General features: G+C 53.2%; 10 protein-coding genes. All 10 read right to left on the minus strand.

All coding sequences use genetic code 11. The features are described 5' to 3' along the window. Position 1: 1 nt before the first annotated feature. The 10 genes from AC0YOA_RS03440 to AC0YOA_RS03485 all read right to left on the minus strand — a co-directional run bounded on the left by AC0YOA_RS03440 (position 2) and on the right by AC0YOA_RS03485 (position 18,076). Positions 2–2,020, minus strand: a complete 2,019-nt coding sequence (locus AC0YOA_RS03440; RefSeq protein WP_475785411.1) for an alpha-amylase family protein — start codon at positions 2,018–2,020, stop codon at positions 2–4. A gap of 170 nt (positions 2,021–2,190) precedes the next feature. Beyond that, a complete protein-coding gene (locus tag AC0YOA_RS03445) occupies positions 2,191–3,753 on the minus strand; it encodes a type 2 periplasmic-binding domain-containing protein (RefSeq protein ID WP_475785412.1) in 1,563 nt (520 codons plus the stop codon). A gap of 44 nt (positions 3,754–3,797) precedes the next feature. Beyond that, positions 3,798–4,679, minus strand: coding sequence for a carbohydrate ABC transporter permease (locus AC0YOA_RS03450; protein ID WP_475785413.1), 882 nt, complete (start codon positions 4,677–4,679; stop codon positions 3,798–3,800). A 17-nt stretch (positions 4,680–4,696) separates the two neighbouring features. Further along, positions 4,697–5,662 (minus strand): ABC transporter permease, encoded by a 966-nt coding sequence (locus AC0YOA_RS03455; RefSeq protein ID WP_210044030.1) that lies wholly within the window; start codon positions 5,660–5,662, stop codon positions 4,697–4,699. A 590-nt stretch (positions 5,663–6,252) separates the two neighbouring features. Next, complete coding sequence (locus AC0YOA_RS03460) at positions 6,253–7,032, minus strand: DUF817 domain-containing protein (RefSeq protein WP_475785414.1); 780 nt, start codon at positions 7,030–7,032, stop codon at positions 6,253–6,255. 368 nt (positions 7,033–7,400) lie between these two features. Next, positions 7,401–9,509 (minus strand): hypothetical protein, encoded by a 2,109-nt coding sequence (locus tag AC0YOA_RS03465; RefSeq protein WP_475785415.1) that lies wholly within the window; start codon positions 9,507–9,509, stop codon positions 7,401–7,403. A 108-nt stretch (positions 9,510–9,617) separates the two neighbouring features. Beyond that, on the minus strand, positions 9,618–12,251 hold the full coding sequence (locus tag AC0YOA_RS03470) for a hypothetical protein (RefSeq protein ID WP_475785416.1): 2,634 nt from the start codon (positions 12,249–12,251) through the stop codon (positions 9,618–9,620). Positions 12,252–12,271: 20 nt separating this feature from the next. Next, entirely contained in the window at positions 12,272–13,360 is a 1,089-nt protein-coding gene (locus AC0YOA_RS03475; protein WP_475785417.1) for a mandelate racemase/muconate lactonizing enzyme family protein, read from the minus strand. Beyond that, positions 13,357–15,549: a beta-galactosidase gene (locus AC0YOA_RS03480; protein WP_475785418.1), complete on the minus strand. Its 2,193-nt coding sequence runs from the start codon at positions 15,547–15,549 to the stop codon at positions 13,357–13,359. Before AC0YOA_RS03480 ends, AC0YOA_RS03475 begins: the two co-directional genes overlap by 4 nt. A 196-nt stretch (positions 15,550–15,745) precedes the next feature. Continuing rightward, on the minus strand, positions 15,746–18,076 hold the full coding sequence (locus AC0YOA_RS03485) for a helix-turn-helix domain-containing protein (RefSeq protein ID WP_475785419.1): 2,331 nt from the start codon (positions 18,074–18,076) through the stop codon (positions 15,746–15,748). Positions 18,077–18,234: the final 158 nt, after the last annotated feature.

Consider the following 18,234-nt stretch of genomic DNA (forward strand, 5'->3'; position numbering starts at 1 on the left):
GTCATTCAAGTTCAACCCTTATACATTCCCATACATCCAGACGCGGGAGGGTAATCGTCAGCCGCTCTTGATCGGAGATACAGCGAAGCGTCTGACCCGAGATCAGCGCCTTCACTTCCTTCGCCGGCAAGCCGCTTACACACAGCTTCACTTCGAGATCAAGGAGCGGTACCGAATGGGCAAGCGGCCTTCGGCCGACTCCGTTAACCAGATGAATCAGCAGCTTGTTGTTATTCTCGAACAAAGTCACCTGGAGACCCTGAATAGGGGTCACTTCAATAAACCGCCCCTGGCCAAGCGTCATATCAATGGCATTCTTCAGTAATTGGTAATGCTCGCCAAGCTTATATTCTTTAATGAGTGCGCTGAGTGAAAAAGGAAGATACAAGGAACCTCCCTGACCCGTTTTATTGCTGATAGCCAAGGGGATATCCGTATGGCTCACGGGCAGGCTGGCTCTCTCCGGCGGCGCGCCAACGCTTTCGAGCGGCGAGAAGGGAGGAACCAGCGTAGCGAGCACCTGTGCGCTGGAGCTGGAGACTCTCGTATAGTTCACCCTTCCGCGGTGGGCGATCAGTCCGGTGGTCTCCATCCCTTTCTGCAGTGGATTCGAATCCCCTTCGAAGCGCAGATAAGAGGCTGTGAGAGGCTCGCTGATGGAAGCTTCGCTGGAGATACCGAGCAGCGCAAGCAGTTCCTCCTGCTCCGGAACGATTCCTTCGATGACAATATTCCCGCCTTGCTTCACGTAAGCGGTCAAGACGGACACCCAATCTTCCGCAAGATTCATGCCACCGGGAATAATAAGCGCCCCGTATTGGGAGAGTCTTTCCAATGTCGCCTGCTCCTGAAGCAGGACATCAAACGGTATCTGATTGTTGATCAGCCCATCCGCCCAGCCCTCTGCCGAGGCATCGGCCGTCCACATCAGGGCCGTCTGAGACTTCGGCATCGCACCGTCCATGAAGGCTTCGATCTTCTGAACATTCCGGTTGAAGTCGGACACGGTCTCCAGAATCCGTTTATCTTCGATCGTATCGGGGATTCCCGTCAAGGAGTGCCAGATGCTGCCGCCATGAGCGGGGATTTGCGAGAGCCAGAACCTGTATTCCGCAGGCGGCAATCCGGTATGGCGCCAATCCATTCCGGGACTGGAATGGACGATTCCGAATGGCGCCGGACGTTCGGGAAGCGATCGCCCCAATTTGATGCTCAGCGCCGGCTTCCAGAATTCAGGGATATGCTGATGGCCTAACGACAATACATCCTGCGGCTCCGTACAGAGCATATCCGTTGTCCGCTCACGGTCGAACAGATTATCCCGATACAGATTGTAATAAAGAATCATGGGAATATCGGCTTTCTTCTGCTTAATGAAGGAATAGATCTTATCCATGTTGTCGCGCATACAAGAGGATGCCCATTCCGGCATATACTCGCTGCGGTCCGCCGGGAGCTCCCTGCCGTAGGCTTCGCGGTATTTCCGGCGGCAGCCCTCACAGCTGCAGGGAATAAATCCCGGCGCATTGAAGAAAATACCGTCGATTCCGTATCGGTTGATGACTTCCTCAAGAACCGGAATGGCCACCGACTCGTTGCGGTATGCCCCGTTAATGCAAGTCGACATCAGGAGCGACCAGCTCCCCGGCCGCTTCGAACCGAGAATTTCCGGCTCTCCCGAGGGCTGCCTGACGAACCACTCCGGTCTTTGCAGAAATATCCGATCCTCCGCTTTGCTGAAGTCAAACCGGGCAATAAAGCGGATATCCTGTTTATGGCAGGCCTGTATAACCTCTTCAAGCAAATCGAAGGACGTCGGCAGAAACTCGTTCACGGTATGATGGGCCACCTTGGTCGGATACCAGGCGTAAATGCCCCCGACGTTGAACACGATCGTATTTGCGCCCATTTCCTTCATTTGGGAAGCAAGACGTTCGGGATCGATCGCCCCCGTGTCCCTGATTTGAAGATTGGGTTGAATGACTCTGAGCGGCTCCCGCCACCATGCTTTTCTGTTCATACGTTTTAGTTCCCCTCCCGGGACAAAATGGATGACGCTGTTTTGCAGCAGCAAGTTGTTCACATTGGAAAAATAAGCAAAGTACAGCTCAGATTTCTTACTTTCTTATCTCTCAAAAAAAGGTGGCGCAGAGGCCACCGAATGGTTGGTATGCTTTGCGGTTTGCGGGGCTATTCCCCGTTGAAGGCTTTGTAGGATTCGGCAAACTCCTGATACGCCTGCTTTATCTCCGGCAGGTTGTTCAACTTATCCACATAGGCCCGATAATCGTCCATTGTGATCTGCCCTACTATGGCCTTGGTCACCATCGTCTCCCATTCATTCTCATATTTGGGCCATGTATCATTCCAGGTATTGGAGAACGAGTATTTGAAGGGACTTACTTTGCCGACTTGGTCGAAAATTTCCACGGCTTTCTTCTTCGCATCGTTATACTCCTTGCTGCCGGAAGCGCTTTCCACTTTGCCCCACATGGAATAGGCAAGTACGCCTGCGCCCTTGCTGGTCGTATTGACCTCCTTCACACCCTGCTCCGTGAGCACCTTCTGTCCGTCCACCACCGTGTGGTGAACGCCTTCAAGCCCATAGTAAGCGAAATCCGTCATTTCATCGGAAGCGGTGTAGTCAAAATACTTGAGCAGCTGCCTGACCTTCTCCTCCGGCACCTTTTTGGAAATATAATAACCTCCGGACACTCCGGTTTCGAGAGAAATCGCATCGTCTCCATTTGGTCCCTGCAGATGCAGGTTGAGTATTTCAGGATCGGGCTGCGTTCTGGCGATGGAATCCTCGAACTCCTTATCCCACCAGATGCTCCTTGCATATGAAGCTGCTCTGCCGGTTTTGAAGGCTTCCTCCGCCTGGGTTTTCTTCATGACGGAAAACTCCTTGGATAGTACCCCGTTATCGAACAATCCTTTGAACCACGCAACCATATCCGTATACTGCGGGGTCAACCGCGAATGGATAAGTCCTCCATCCTCATTATAGGTGGGGTCGAGCGCACCGAAGCCTGCGGCAAAGGCGTCGTCGCCGTCATTCACAATGACGCCGTGTCCGATCAAGCCAAGCGTGTCCTTCTTCCCGTTGCCGTCCGGATCGCCTTCCACGATTTTTTTCAAAGCCGCGGCGTACTCATCCAATGTCTTTGGTACAGCAATGTTAAGCTTCTCCAGCCAATCCGCACGTATTTTGACACCGAGATCGATGCGGGAGCGGGAACGGGGAACCGCATAAATTTTGCCGTCGATCGCCAAATATTTCTCCCAGTCCTTCGCCAGATTCTCCTTCAGATTCGGATATTCGCTGAAATCGCCCAGCAGCGGCGTCAGATCCCAGAAAGCGCCGTTCCTGGCCGCGCTGCGCAAAGTGGGCCAGCTGAAATCCGGCGATGAGATAACCTCGGGCAGATCGCCGGAAGCAAATAGCAGGTCGGCCTTCGTTTTGAGATCGCCGTCGGGCACCCACTCGATATCCAGCTTCGTGTTCGTTCTTTTTTGCCATTCGGTCCAATAGGCATTGTTCATGTCCGGGACTTCATTATAGAGGCCGGCGAACATCTGGATCGTTAAGGGCTCGTTGTCCCCGCTGGCTTCTCCGCTTGGGTTATTGCCGGAAGCGGGGTCGTCCGTATTGGCCGTCCCCGCATTGTCGCTCGCGCAGCCGGCAAGCAGCGAGAGAATGAGCAGGAAGAACACCCCCGCGGATACCGCCCTGGCTTTTGTTCTTTTCATCTTTTTCCATCCTCCCTGATCAATGAAATGGTCAACATACTAACTCATCCTTTAACCGAGCCCAGCATCACTCCCTTGGCAAAATGCTTTTGCAAAAAAGGATAAACGATCAGAATGGGAACCATCGCCAGCACAATCGACGCCATACGGATCGTTTCCTGGGGTATGACCCGGTCGTCCCCGCCTGCTCCTGCCTGGCCTACCCCATTCGAATCGGAGTCGATGACGAGCGTCTTGATCAATACCTGCAGCGTCCATTTTTTGGAATCGGAGATATAGATCAGCGCGTTGAAATAGGTGTTCCAGTGCGAGACCGCAAAAAACAAAGTAAACGCGGCGATCGCCGGCATGGAGAGCGGAATTACGATGCGCAGAAACACGCCCAGATCCGAGCAGCCGTCGATCCGCGCCGAATCCTCAAGCTCCGATGGCAGCGATTCCAGAAAGCTTTTGATGACGATGAGGCTCCAGGCATTGGTTAAAGCCGGCCAGATTAAGGACCAGTAGGAATTCAGCAGCCCCAATTCCTTGATCAGCAAATAGCTGGGAATAATGCCGGCATTAAATACGAGGGCGAAGATGACAGCGCTGATCATAATCCCCCGGCCTGGCATTGCCTTTTTCGTCAACGCATAGGCCAGCGAGAATGATACGATGACATTCAGCGCGGTACCCACCACGGTAATGAACACGGTGCTTTTCAGTGCATTGATGAAGCTGTTGGTCGATAAAATGTACCTGTAGGAAGAAAGCGACCACTGCTCCGGGAACACATAGAACTTCAGGGGAACATACACTTTGGGATCGGTAAAGGAAACGCTGAATACGTAAATGAAAGGGAAAATGCAAATGAGCGAGATCAGGGTAAGCAGCGAATAGTTAACCCAATCGAACAGCGTCAGTTTCTTGCGCGAGACAAAACTCATAACCGTACCTCCCACCGTTAATAAATGCCCTCATGCCCCATTCGTTTGACTATATAATTGCTCGATAAGACCAGCACGAGCCCGACAACGCCTTTAAACATGCCCACGGTAATCCCGGCGCTGATCTGCCCCCTCAGAATACCCTGCGTATACGCATACGTGTCGAATACTTCTGCCACCGACATGACCAGAGGATTCTGCATCAGCAGCACCTGCTCGAAGCCGACGTCCACCATTTGGCCCAGCCGTAAAATCAGCAGAATAATAATGGTGGGCCGAATAGCCGGCAGCGTAATATTCCAGATTTGCCGCCAGCGGCTCGCACCGTCCATAACGGCCGCCTCGTACCGCTGCGGGTCGACCCCGGCCATCGCCGCGAGAAAGATTATGGTGCCCCAGCCTGCTTCCTTCCACATATTCTGAGCCGTCATCAGCCCCCAAAAGTAATTCGGGTTCGATAGAAACGAGACGCTTTCGCGGCCCGACTCCGTTATCAGCTTATTGACAATGCCGACATCCGTGGATAGCACAAAAAACGTCATGCTGGCTACGACCACCCAGGATAAAAAATGCGGCATATATACAATGGACTGGTTAAACCGCTTGAAGGCCTCATGTCTGACCTCGTTCAACATCACGGCAAGAATGATCGGCACAGGGAACATGAAGACTAATCCGAAAATATTAATCGTTAAGGTATTGCGGAGCATCAAATAGAAATTATGGTCTGCAAACAGGTCGTTGAACTGCTTCATCCCGGTCCATTCGCTGCCCCAGAAGCCGCTGTACGGATTGTAATCTTTAAAGGCGATCAGCAGTCCCCACATCGGCAGAAATTTGAAAATCAGGAAATAAAGGATTCCGGGCAAAGCAAGCAAATACAAATATTTGTACTGCAATATTCGCACCCATAGACGGGAGTTCCCACTCTTCATGACGCGGTTTGGCAAACCGGCTTGCGCCGCAGCCGCAGGGTCCTTCATAGCCTTACACCTCTCTCTCATCACGGATATGTTGATTAACCTTCCATCTAAACCTCCTGTGCCCTGATCATAAGGCAGCGGTTATGGGCATAAAAGAGACAAATCTTGAAGTGAGGGGCTGCGGAGCCGATACGAAATTTCTGTCCAGTCCGATAATCCCGAAACTCTTTTATACTGCGGTTTAAGCGGTCGGGAAGCGGGCAGCTGCAGGCAGAGCAGAGCAAGAAATGTCCGGCTGCCCATTCATTATCATCCGTATATGAACTCCATTTGAACGAAAACCATCGACTCTTTACAAGATAAAATGAACGTAAGAAGAAACGGCTTCGCCGTCCTTTGACGGCAAAGTTAGTTTCTTCCCTCAAACCTTATAGAAATTTATAGGCGTGAAACTTATAAATTCTATAAGGTCAAAAAAAACCGGTTCCGCCGTCCATTGGCGGCGAAACCGGTTCTTCCCATACGTTCTGGGTTAGTCATAGAAAACAATTGTTGGACCAGGTTCTTACCCTGTTAGTCAATTTCATGGTCGTTAAGTAAATAAAGCCGGCGGTGCTCTATATTAGCTTAATCGTTGCTTAATCGTTGCTTCACCGTGAATCATTCGTTTTCCTGCCAGCCTTGGCATGTTTGAGCTGGGCGACAATGATGACGCTGATAATGACCAGAAGGAACCATGAGCTGATTTTACTGAAGCCAACCATCTGCCAGCCTTGTTGCTGGTCAGGATATTTCCAGGCATTAAAAAATGTGGCTATATTTTCGGCTAACCAGATAAAAAAACCGACAATGAAAAAAGCAAGTGTCAGGGGCATTCGATAAGTAGTGGTCCGGACCCGGTAGATGATCCATGTTTTCCAAAAAACAAGAAGCACAAGCGCCGTCAGCCACCAACGAAAATCAGGAATAAAATGATGGGTGAAAAAATTCAGATAAATAGCTGCTCCCAGCAATCCCGCAGAAGCAAGCCCCGGCCAGCCGGTCATATCCATCTTAAGCCTGCGCCATACCTGACACATAAAGCTTGCTACACTTGCATACATAAATCCGCTATAGAGCGGTACACCGAGGATTTTCGTAAACCCGGGCTCAGGGTAAGACCATGATCCCATCCTTACCTTGTAGATTTCCAGCAGCAAGCCGATAACATGAAAGACACAAATCACTTTAATCTCATCGCGTGTCTCCAATCCGCTGCGGTACATCACGTACTGCACTGCAAGCAGGATGAGAAGAATGGCATCATATCGGTAAATGACGGGCACCTCTATTGCGCTGGAAAGTGCTAAAGTTCCAAAGACCGCAACAGGAAATATGCAGCTCATCGCCTGATGATAGCCAAAATGCAGCAGTTGTACGACTGGTTTCATTGACGTTTTCTCCCCGGATGGCTTGCCCTACTTTAATAGGAAAGCGGAGTGGCTGTTTCGAAAGTCTTTAGCTGGTGATAATTTGAATTTAACACACGATTTATCGTTTTACAATATATTTTAGTTGTTATACAATGTATCACGCCGTTCCATCTTACGTGCAGTGGCCGCATGATGACGCCCAATCGCTGGCCGATCGCACGCGACGACCAGCCGGGTTGACAGAGGGCAGCCAGTTGATCGCATTCGACTATTATAAATGCTGTATGCTCAATAAAAAGCCTGCGGCCGCTTGGTAAACTGCGGTCACAGGCTTCGTTCATCTGACAATCAACCCAACTCATTCTCGCGGCTGTACATATGATTACCTATTCTTCGGCCGCATCCTGCGGCCCGGCGAACCCTCTTGCCAGCTCAATATCCTGGCGCACATCCTCCAGATAGTACGGATAGCCGAATGTTTGTTTGACTCTAGCCATATAATAGGGCTTGTTGTGCAGACTCCAGTAATGGCCCAAGCGCTCCCAATGGCCGGCGGCCTGCTCCAGCAGCGCAACCGCTTGCTCCCTGCGCTGCCCGCTGCCGTCTTGCCTGTACCGGTTCAGCTCCAGCGCGGCGGAAAATTTGCACTCGTAGTAACGGCCCATCTGCGCATATGCCTTTAGATCATATAATGTGCATTCCGCATGTCCGCCGCGCAGCCCCCCAAGCTCCGATTCCAGCCTGCTTGCGGCTTGTTCGGCCTGCTCGGATGACTCTCTTAACATCCCGATAATGTTAATCGGCGTTTCCTCATAGCTTCCAGCCGCTTGCTCCAATATACCTTCATGCTCCGCTCTTGCATACTCGGAAATTCCCATCACGCCGACTCCAGGCATCGGAACACCGTCTGCGAAATCAAGAATGGTCTTAAAGCCGGTAACCTGCGACAAGCAGCTTTCCGCATGCCATTGAAAGTCATAGTCGATCCAGAACAAGCGGTTGACCGCCGGGATGATCCGCGAGGCATGACGGAGTCCCTGCAGGAAAAGAGGAGCGTGCCGGGGGCCATATTGCTTTTGGAGTAAATAGGTCCATACCCGGTCATCCGTATCCGGGTTATAGGAAAGCCGTCCCCATAATTGAAATTGGAACAGATGCCGCTCGTAATCATAGGTCCACTTCTTATGCCCATGATCGACATGCTGGAAATCCCGCCCCCATACATAACCATCGGATCCCCAATAGAAGCCTTTGACGTATGGCTTTTGCATGCCCTTCACATAGGAACGGACATAGTCCGGGTCGCCCCAGCGATGTGTAAATACATCATCATTGCGCACCGTAAACAGCACTTGGGTCGATTCCAGATCGATCCCCTCCCAGGCTCCCCACAGCTCCTCGAATCGGGGCACCGGGTGGGAGTAGCAGTGGGCGTTCGAATATTTCCAGCTGATATAAAAAAGTTTGGGATCAAACTGGCTTTGCACCATGTCTTTGATTTCCTTGCCCGCATTTTGCATATTCGTGCGGTGAATGAATGGAATGGCTCTGCCGGACTGCTTGATCGCTTCCACATAGGTTTTCACAATCCAGTTCTCCCGCTCATAGCCGCTGCCGTCCATCCATTCGCTCGCGGAGGTGCCCAGTCCCTTCAGCTCTGGATAGGTAATCAACAGCTGCAGCACCATCTCGCGGATGTAGTCCCTGATTATCTCCGACTGCCCGCGGAACCGGTTGAGCGGCAGACCGACCCGGTGGATGAGATCATCATACATATTGCCAAAATCCCCTACGTTCTCCGGCAAGCCGAGACCTCGCGCCGCTTCGGGAGTCAGGCGGATATTCCAGGTGAACAGATAGATGTCAATGCCCCTGTCCGCCGCATGCCGGAACAGCTCGCGGAAAAACCGGATATTCCGGTCGATCTCCACATCGCTGAACGGATTCGCCGCTCTGTATTTGGACGAGACGACCATGAGATGGTAGGGATGCTCGCTCCACAGGCTCAGGCAGTTATAACGGTTAAGTGCCAGCATATCCAGATAGGATCTCCAGAAGGCGATATCCATGCAGGTCTGTTCATTGAGCACGAACGGATCTCCGGAATCGAACGGGACATACGGCAGATTATATTTGATCCCGCGTATGCCAAGCGCAGGCTTCTGGCTGATTTCCTCGCCATCCGCAAGCTCCGTGCCTGTCGCAAGCCGTTCGGCCCATTCCAGACAGCCATACATCACACCGCGCGAATCGGAGCCTTCTATATAAACAAGCCCGCCCTCCCGGTATATCCGGAACGACTGCTCTTCATAACGGGGGGCCTTCCCCCGCTGTGCCGGCACTTTTCTGGCAAGAATGCCCTCTTCAGGCAGCCGTACCGTCCCATAACCGGAAAACTGCTCGATGAAAAACAAACCGCTCCGCTCGAGACTTTGCTTAAGCTGTTCTGCGCCGAATGAAATGATCGGGTCTTTATGATCGTATATGAGCTTCAATGTGGGTTCCCTCCAATTAATAGTACTAACGCTGATGGTCCACTCTGTTTTCGCGGCAAGCCACAGGAAAGACCGCAGCGCACATGTCTGTGCTGCGGTCTGGTCCATTTATGATTCCTGCCTTAGAAGATAGTACGGCTGGTTGGACAGTGCTTCGTTGAAGCCGGGGGAGAGCCATGCATGCCCTGAACCATCCCTGAGCTCGAAGAAATAGATGATCGGATAAGGCGTGTCCGTATACCCTTCCGGTATACTCGCGACATACTGTTCTCCCTCCCGCTTCATATCTGTCACTTGATAGCTTTCCACTTGATTGGCATGCCGGTAATGGAGCTGAATTTGCCACTCCGCCGAAGCCTCCGGTACGGATAAGGACAGTTTAACAGCATCCCCCTTGCGGAACACCGCCGGCGGCGTATGTTCCACCGCCGGCTTTTCGGCAGCGGATGGCGTAAATACGCCCGCGCTTGCTGTCTCCTTCTCCTGCGGGACGGCAGGGCCGGCATCTTTCAGCTCCTGTTCCAGCGCCGCGATATCCTCCTCGATTAGAGGCAGCCGGTCAGCCCAATGCCCTCTCATATAAGGCACATATCCGAAGGTGATATCTTCACGGTATACTCCCTGAGTGCTTTCGATGACACTCACCCAGGCTTCTTTGGCAGACTGGTAGAATCGCAGCGCCTCCCGCAGCTGGGCCGGGTCTCCGGTTCGTTCGAACAAGGCATAGGCAACGCCTGCGCGAAGCTTGCCGGCAAAGAAGTGACCCAGGCCCGCCTGCGCCGATACGTCTATCTTCCAGCGTTTGAATGAAGGAAACTCCGGGTCGTTAATTTGGGACACCGCCTCGGCAAGCTCAGTCATGGCCCTATCCGCAAATCCGGTTAGTTTTGCGGCAACATCAAGGGGGGAGTATTTGCCGCTGCGGTTCCCCTGCAGCAGGTCATCGGCAAAATCGTCAATCCGGTAAAACATGGCCGGATCAAGCGGGCTGACCGCACCGAACGTTTTGGGCTCCGGCGTGTCTCCGTATTGGAGCAGCTTGCCGGCAGACTTGGCAATGGGCATATTGGCATACATCTCCGGCCAATAATGGTTGTTGGCCGCAGAAGGCAGATGCGCTGCCGTCACAAGCGGCAGAATCCGGCTGGCATGCGCCAGCGCCTCTTCCGCGGCAGGAGCCGCTTCGCCGAATTCAAACCGCAGATACCGCCGCCAGGAGTCAGGCCGGGCATCCGGATTATACAGCAGCCGGCCCCACAGCCTGTAGGTGTACAGGTATTTCTTCCACTCCGAGCCTGCAAATCCGAGCGAAGCATCGGCGTAAGGATCGCGTCCTCCCGGCGATCCGGTTCCTTTTCTGGCTTTGAAGGCTAATGGCTCGCATAATTCCACGCCCAATCCGCCGCCGAAGCTGCCGAGCCGCCCATATCCGGCGGCCATGGCGGGATCGCCCCACAGCAGCACCCGCTGCGTGCCCGGCCAAATCCGGTACAGTACGCCGTATTTGCGGTCTTCCTTCAAGAAATCCCCATAACCGTAACGGGTGAATTTTCTGTACGTGGCGGTAATCGCCATCAGGTCCGGCCGGTCCGTATCCTCGGCTGGAAGCTCGGTCTGACGGATTGCCGCCTGATGGTATGGAGGGCCCATATGCTCCGCCCAATATTTTGGCGACACGACGACGGGAAGACCCGTTTCGACCGCCACCTGCAGCATCTGGTCATCCACGCCCTTGGCATGCAGATCAAGCTCCACCGGGCGGCCGGCTTTCAGAATACCGGAGAACACAATCTTCCAGAACTCATGGGCCGGCTCGGGGATGCCGCCCTCATAATGGGTGCGTATCGTAATACCTTCCACGTCGGGACAAGCCTGAATCAAGGCCCCAAGCGCATCCCGGCAATAAGCGGCATGGTTATCAGGGTTAACCCCTTCGATCAGGTAATTGGCGTCGGGACTATCGCTGGGATCGTAGGCATGTGTCCAGATGCCTAACTGAAAATGAACGCCTCTGAGCCTGGCTTCCCTGCTGATAAAGCGCAGCATATCCAAATTCCGTTTTGCTTCTCCCTGCGGCAGCCCTTTTACTTTGACATCATAGCCTGGCAAATCCAGCAAATAGGGGTAGGCAAAGCAGAAATAATTGTCCTTGACCCCGGGATCATGCCCGTAATCGTACCCCATGCCCAAAGCAAGGTGGAGCCGGTTGAACCGGTGTGTGGCCAATTCGGTCAAATATTCAAGCCAGAACGCTTTATCATAAAACCATGGTTTGTCCTCGACCTCGCTCACGAATAAACGGTTGATGCTGCGGACAGGTGCAGCGGGTTTTTCCGCATAAGGCTTGATTTGCGACAGCCCGGCCAGAGGATCTGCGGAATACTTCACGATATCCGCCAGCTCCAGAATGGCATATACAATCCCTTGCGGGTCGCTCCCGGCAGCGTTAAGAACCGGTCTGCCTTCTGAATTTTGCCAGGACAGACCAAATGACTCCGCTTCCTGCGGGACGCTCACGCTATCGGCAGCCCCATGCTCCGGATCGGGGCCGGAAACAAGGATGCAAAGGCTCGCTCCGTGCCCGGACAATGCATCAATTCCCTTCATTTCAGTTACAGTAATGCCCTGCTGACGGCAGATCTCCGCCAAGTATCCGATTGCCCAGTCCACCGAGCGGTCATGGGCGGCAGAATCCGCTGAATGCCTCACCAGTGACAGCGTCATTTTCGCATGATTATCCATAAGAACATCTCCTCATATAATCAGATTTGACTGATTCTATATTCAGCTTTGGCCAGCCATTCGGGATGAATGGTGACGCCCCATCCGGGACCGTCCGGCACATGCACCTTGCCGTCCTCCACCTTAAGCCCGGAGGTGAACAGCCCTTCCGTCCAGTGATCGGGCTCAATGGAAAATTCCACGAACCGGCCAGCGTTAGGTACAGCAGCAGCCATATGCAGGGTGAAAATAGTCACCATCGACAAGTTGGCCGCGTGGGGGGTACAGGTCATCCCGGCCGCCTCCGCCATCTGCGCCACCTTCAAGGCCCGGCTCAAGCCCCCGATGTAACAAATATCGGGCTGAACGATATCCACCGCATGCATGGAGATCATCCTCTGAAATTGCACCAGATCCGTATCCTGTTCCCCGCCGGTAACGGGAAGCTCCAGCGCATCGGCCACCTGCTTCGTCCATTCCAGCTCCGGGTAGGGACAAGGCTCCTCGTAGTGGCAGACGCCGTACTGCTCCAGCATATGTCCGACCTCGATGGCCCTGGCCGGTGTAAATCCGCTGTTCGCGTCTACATAAAGATCAGTTCTGTCTCCAATGGCTCTGCGGACAGCCGGTACGATCTCCTCTGTCCTGCCCGGGTAAACGTCCGTATCGCTGCCGAAATTTTTACCGATACGGATCTTGAACGCCTGGTAGCCATACGCATCCTGAAGCCTCTGCAGCCGGTCCGCTTCCTCTGCGGGGGAAATATCCCGCCGCATGCTGGAGCCATATACCGTAACAGCCCGCGGCTGGCCTCCAAGCAGCTCGCATACGCTTTTCCCGAGCCGCTTCCCTTTCAAATCCCATAAAGCCGTGTCCAGTCCGCCGACGGCTCTGCATATGTAGGAGCCCGGGAACTTATGCTCCGCTTCCACGCATCGCTCCGCCAGCGCGGCAATGTCTTCCGCATCCGCGCCAAGCGCGTGCGGAGCAATTTGCTGATGCAGCACCAATGCCGAGATATTGGCGTGGTAAGGCGCGATTTGTCCGAAGCCCTCCTGCCCGTCTTCGGTTCTCACCCGCACGAAGCTGATCTGCTTATTGGTAAAGGTTTCAATGCTTTTGATTTTCATGGCTCTATCCTCCCGTTCGCTTCCGCCGCATCGGCGGAAGTGGATTCCCCGGGAGTTGATCCCGGTTCTACTCCCAGTTTCAACACCAGCGCATCCCTGCCATTCAGCGTCATCTGCAGCCTTCGTTCTTTCCGCGCATAAACCGCTTCTCCCCAATACCTGCGAATGGCAGCAGGACCATTCAAGTCTTGGGACAGCTCCACTTCCGCTGTCCGTTCCTCCCTTTCCGGATTAAGAATCCACAGATACAATCCGCCGTCCTTGCCTGCGGAGAGCCGGGCTTGAAGCCGGTGATCGGAGACCCGTACATGCTGATCGACGCCTGCCCAGGCTAATACCTCCAGGAAATACTTGCGGTTTACCGGATCTTGTGTCCGGTAATAAGCCTCCGAAGGGAATGTTCCGATGAGCAGAGTTCTCCCACTGCCATAAGCATGCTCGATGACCGCCGCGCTGCCATCCCCATAGCGCCCCCGCACTTGCCCGCCGGAGAAGGCGGCATAGGACTGGGAATAGATGCCTCCGCGCACCCGTCTTCCATCCCAATCCAGCTCCAGCGTGCCGGAGATATCCGGCATAAACTCGACATGTGTTTCAGCGGCGCCGAACAGTTCATTCAGCCCGTAATTAGGCTGCTGCGCTCCTGCTTTGCCCTTGTCTCCGAAGTAACCCGGACAGCCTTCACTGATCAATATCCCCCCGCTTCGCACCCACTCCTGTATCCTTTGCGAGTGCTGCCGGGTGGCCATAATCGGATAAGGCCAATAAAGCACCTTGTAATCTTCAATATGATCGATATGCACCCAGTCTGCCTGTATGTTGTTGTCGAAGAAGCCCTGATAGGCTCCCCACATCGACTGGCTGTACCATTCGCCCCTCATTTCACGATTCAGCAAATAATCGAATGTTTGCGTTTCCGGCATGACCAGAATCCCTATATCACCCTGGATAGGCGCCGCTTCGAGCAAATCCTTCTGGGCTTCATCGTTTGTCCAACGGGCCAGCCGACTTGCCATAGATGAACGGTCCGTCCTTGAGCCGTCCATGGCATAAGCGCCGAAGGCACCGAACAAGGGGCCGTCGAGCAGCGGACGCCACCTTGGGAACAAGAGCCCGCGGGCGCCTCCGGCAAACGAGATCATCTGCCAGATCCGGATATCCTCCGGCTCTGTTATTCTTCCATCCTCTCTCGGACGGCCGATAACCTGGGGCTGCAGCCACAGCGGACCGCCCTGAGCCTCCGCATGCCAGAACGGTTTGCCGCGCGAAGCGCAGCGCACCAGATCGACGGCATGCCACTGCTTCCAGGGCTCGCCGCCCTTGCGGGAGGCTACCCAGGTAAACCCGTAAACGTCCACTTTAGAGGCTGCGAGCCAGTCATCCGCCCCCATGGATGCCATAATGTGAAGACTGCCAGCAATCCCGTGCGCCGTGATCAGATTTTGGTTATCGAGGCTGCGGATCAGATCGATCCTCCACTGCATATGCTCGTAGAAATTGTCTTTCTTGAAAGCCAGCCAGTCCAAACATTCCGGGTAAGGGGCGGTTTGCGCCGGAGGCTCCACCTGCTCCCAGGCGGTATAGCTGTACCTGTGCCAGGCCTGATTCAATTCCTGCAGGCTTGAATATTTGACCTTGAGCCATTGACGGAACTTATCCTTCGTGAAGCGGCAGTAACAAATATGCGGAGAATAATTGCACTCATTCCATACGTCATAACCCGCCATTGCTTTATGATCCTTATAACGGAGCACCAGATTCGTCAGGAAGCGCCCGGCAAGCTCCTTTGCTTCCGGACAATCCAGACACAAGACGCCCGAAGAGCCGTCACCGAAGCCTCCAGTGGCGCTGCTGCCGCTCAATTGTGTCTTGAGACGGCTTCCGTCCGCTCGCATATGCACCGCTTCCGGCATCGCATGTACCGCCCATTCCGGAACGGATGTGATCATTTCGGCGGCGATGGTCTGAATGCCGTGCTGCGCCGCCAAATCCATCTGCCGGTCGTAATCGGTCCAATCATACACGCCGGGGGCCGTTTCGATGGCTCCCCACATGAACCAGTGCCGGAACATATTCATTCCGTCCTCACCGGCGACCGCATAATCGCGCTGCCAGTCTTCGCCGGGCGGATTCGATTTGCGGAAATATACCGCACCGTAAGGCAGCTGCGGTTTTCGTTTTTGAACCATAGCCATTCGGCCTCCTTCCATCCATAAACGAGGAACAGTGCTTCATTCCGCGTTTAACGATGATGCTGCTCGCTGCTAACCTGATATTATCGATACCTCCGTCTGCATGTAAGGGACAATTCTTGACCAACTTCCCGTTTCCAGCCGGTTCACAATTTCCGTCCGGCAAGAGCAAAAACTGTCCAACCCTCCCTTTTTACCGGTTTCTTGACCTGAATGCGCTGGGGGTCATGCGCGAATAACGCTGGAAGATACGGTTTAAATTCCGCTCCGAATATCCGATCGCCGTCGCGATATCGCTGACGGTCCGATCCGATTCAAGCAGCAGCCTTTTCGCCTCCACAACCTTGCAGTCGACGACAAAATCGAGAAAATTCATGCCCATTTCTTTTTTGAACAGCCGGCTCAAATAAGAAGGGCTCATCCCTACCATATCCGCACAGCTCACCAGCGAGAGGTCGTTGTTGCAGTTCTCCTTGATATGCCGGCAAACCTGCTTGACGGCCGATTGGCCTGCTTCGCTCCTGTAGTTTTCCGCAAGCCATTTGTAGAGAGGAAAGATGCTCTCGACGAACCACTCGTAGATTTCCTGGGACGTTTGCTTGTTCTTGAGATGTCCGAATAAATTATGCTCCAGGATGTCAACGAGGCTGCCCCCCTGCCTTTCCAGAGAATGAATCACGGCGGACAGCAGCACATAATAGCTTTGATAGACCAATATATAGGAATGGGAGCTGCGGAGCGTTTCGGAGAATTGGGATAAATGGCGGCCCGCTTCTCCAGGATCTCCGGTTTCCAATGCCTCGACAATGGCTGTTTCCAATTCCTGCGGATAACGGAACAACGCCTGTTTCTTGCTGCGTTCCATATCGTCAATGAACAAGACATGCTCGGATAAACGAAAAATCCGGTTCTGCAGCGCGATCTCCGCCTCTTTGTAAGAAACCGGGACATCCGCTGTATGGGAGTAGAACCGCCCGACGCCTACGGACACGTCGAAGGACAGGACGTTCTTGAGCGAGGCGCATACGGAGTTCGCATACTCAATAGTCTGACTGCGCATGACCGACAGCTCGGTATCCTGACCGAACTGCAGCAGGGCGACGCCCCTTCCCTGAAAGGGGATGACATAGCCTTGAATACGGGCATCCGATTGAAGCAGCTCCTGCATGACATTAGCGATGGCAAACGCGATAATGCTTCTTTCATCAGGCAGGAAACGTTTGTCCTTCGAGATATTCTCTACTTCAGCAATCAGCACCACATTGGTGGAATCAACGGATATCCCGTACGTGATGGAATCGCGAATGAGAGAATCATTTCTGACATAATCGCCGCTCAGCAGCTGCTGCAAGCATTTTTCCCTGAGCGAAGGCTCGATTTGCTCCATGAAGGTGCCCAGCTTCTCGGCCTCGTTATTCAAGAAGTCCAGACATTCCTTGATATAGTCGAACTCATTGTCTTTATTCTGGATTCTCCCGAAGCTCAGGTTTCTGCTGTGCTTGATCAGCTCCCCGATCGGGTTGTACGCTTTCTTCGTATTGAAGTAAGTCAGCAGAACGCCCACGGCAATGAAAAAAAACAGCACAAGCAGCGTAACTCCCCGGATCCAGTTGATTTGTCCGGCGATGATTTTCTCGGGAATCACCGTCACGTAGGTGCGGCCGAAAACATTTTTCTGGTACAGATACTGCGCCCGGTCCCCGTCAATCCCTTCCGCGAAGAAGCTGTCGGTCGTTTTGCCGGAGGTGCGGATTTTCTCGAGGCTTTCCATCTGATTAAGCTTTGAATAGATGTCTTCCGAACCTGTATTGCCGTTATGGAAAAGCTTCTGATAATTCAGTACGAATAAGTCCTTTTCCTTCGGAACTATAATTGTATCCGTTTGCAAAAATTTGCTGATTGCGGAGGTTTCAATCTCAAACGCCAATACCCCCTGCGCCTTCCCGCTTCCCAAAATAGGCAGCAGCCGGGCGAACGTGATGTAGCCGTCCTTCTTCCCGGCAGGCATGATAGTCCATTGGGACAGATTGCCGTCCAGGATGAGCCGGTCGATGTCTTCCCCGTATGGATATTTTTCCTTATCGACTGTGCCGTAGCGGTTGGACAACACAGTTTCTTCCGCCCTGTTATAAAAAAAAATCTCATCGATAAAGCTGTTGGTATTTTTGAACATGGCAATTTTATCCAAAATATTCTGATGCCAGATGATACCGGATTCCTGATCAGGCTTGGTAAAAAAGTTCGTAAGGGCAGGATCGAGCGCCAGCTGAAGCGATTCCTGCTCTATCCCCTGCAGAATGCGTTCGGACCTGTCTTTCATCATCGTGAGGGATGACCGGCTTTCGCTGAGCATCTGCTGATTCATCCGGTTCATGGAAAATTGATAGTAAACCAAGCTGGCCAATAGGACGGGAACACAGACGGATATGCATCCAAGCCAAATTAACTTGTATAAATATTTCCCGCGGTTGGCAGCAAGCACGGAACCCGGCTGGCGTACCAGGGCTTCAATCCAGTTAACCATTATGACCCCCCAAACGATAATATTTTCGTCCGCTATCCTACTACAATTCGATGCCCGCATTGTCGAATCCTTGGGAGAAATTGCACTATTTTTGACGATGCTGGCAGAGACTTGCGGAATAACCGATAAAAAACGGTCCTGTTCGCAAGTTTGCGAGA

The sequence above is a fragment of the Paenibacillus sp. JT22N12 genome (assembly GCF_056269365.1).

What these genes read in the sequence shown, in the direction of transcription:
- AC0YOA_RS03485 (WP_475785419.1), bottom strand. Translation starts at nt 18,076, where the DNA reads ATGGTTAACTGGATTGAAGCCCTGGTACGCCAGCCGGGTTCCGTGCTT.
- AC0YOA_RS03455 (WP_210044030.1), bottom strand. Translation starts at nt 5,662, where the DNA reads ATGAAGGACCCTGCGGCTGCGGCGCAAGCCGGTTTGCCAAACCGCGTC.
- AC0YOA_RS03440 (WP_475785411.1), bottom strand. Translation starts at nt 2,020, where the DNA reads ATGAACAGAAAAGCATGGTGGCGGGAGCCGCTCAGAGTCATTCAACCC.
- AC0YOA_RS03480 (WP_475785418.1), bottom strand. Translation starts at nt 15,549, where the DNA reads ATGGTTCAAAAACGAAAACCGCAGCTGCCTTACGGTGCGGTATATTTC.
- AC0YOA_RS03450 (WP_475785413.1), bottom strand. Translation starts at nt 4,679, where the DNA reads ATGAGTTTTGTCTCGCGCAAGAAACTGACGCTGTTCGATTGGGTTAAC.
- AC0YOA_RS03475 (WP_475785417.1), bottom strand. Translation starts at nt 13,360, where the DNA reads ATGAAAATCAAAAGCATTGAAACCTTTACCAATAAGCAGATCAGCTTC.
- AC0YOA_RS03445 (WP_475785412.1), bottom strand. Translation starts at nt 3,753, where the DNA reads ATGAAAAGAACAAAAGCCAGGGCGGTATCCGCGGGGGTGTTCTTCCTG.
- AC0YOA_RS03470 (WP_475785416.1), bottom strand. Translation starts at nt 12,251, where the DNA reads ATGGATAATCATGCGAAAATGACGCTGTCACTGGTGAGGCATTCAGCG.
- AC0YOA_RS03460 (WP_475785414.1), bottom strand. Translation starts at nt 7,032, where the DNA reads ATGAAACCAGTCGTACAACTGCTGCATTTTGGCTATCATCAGGCGATG.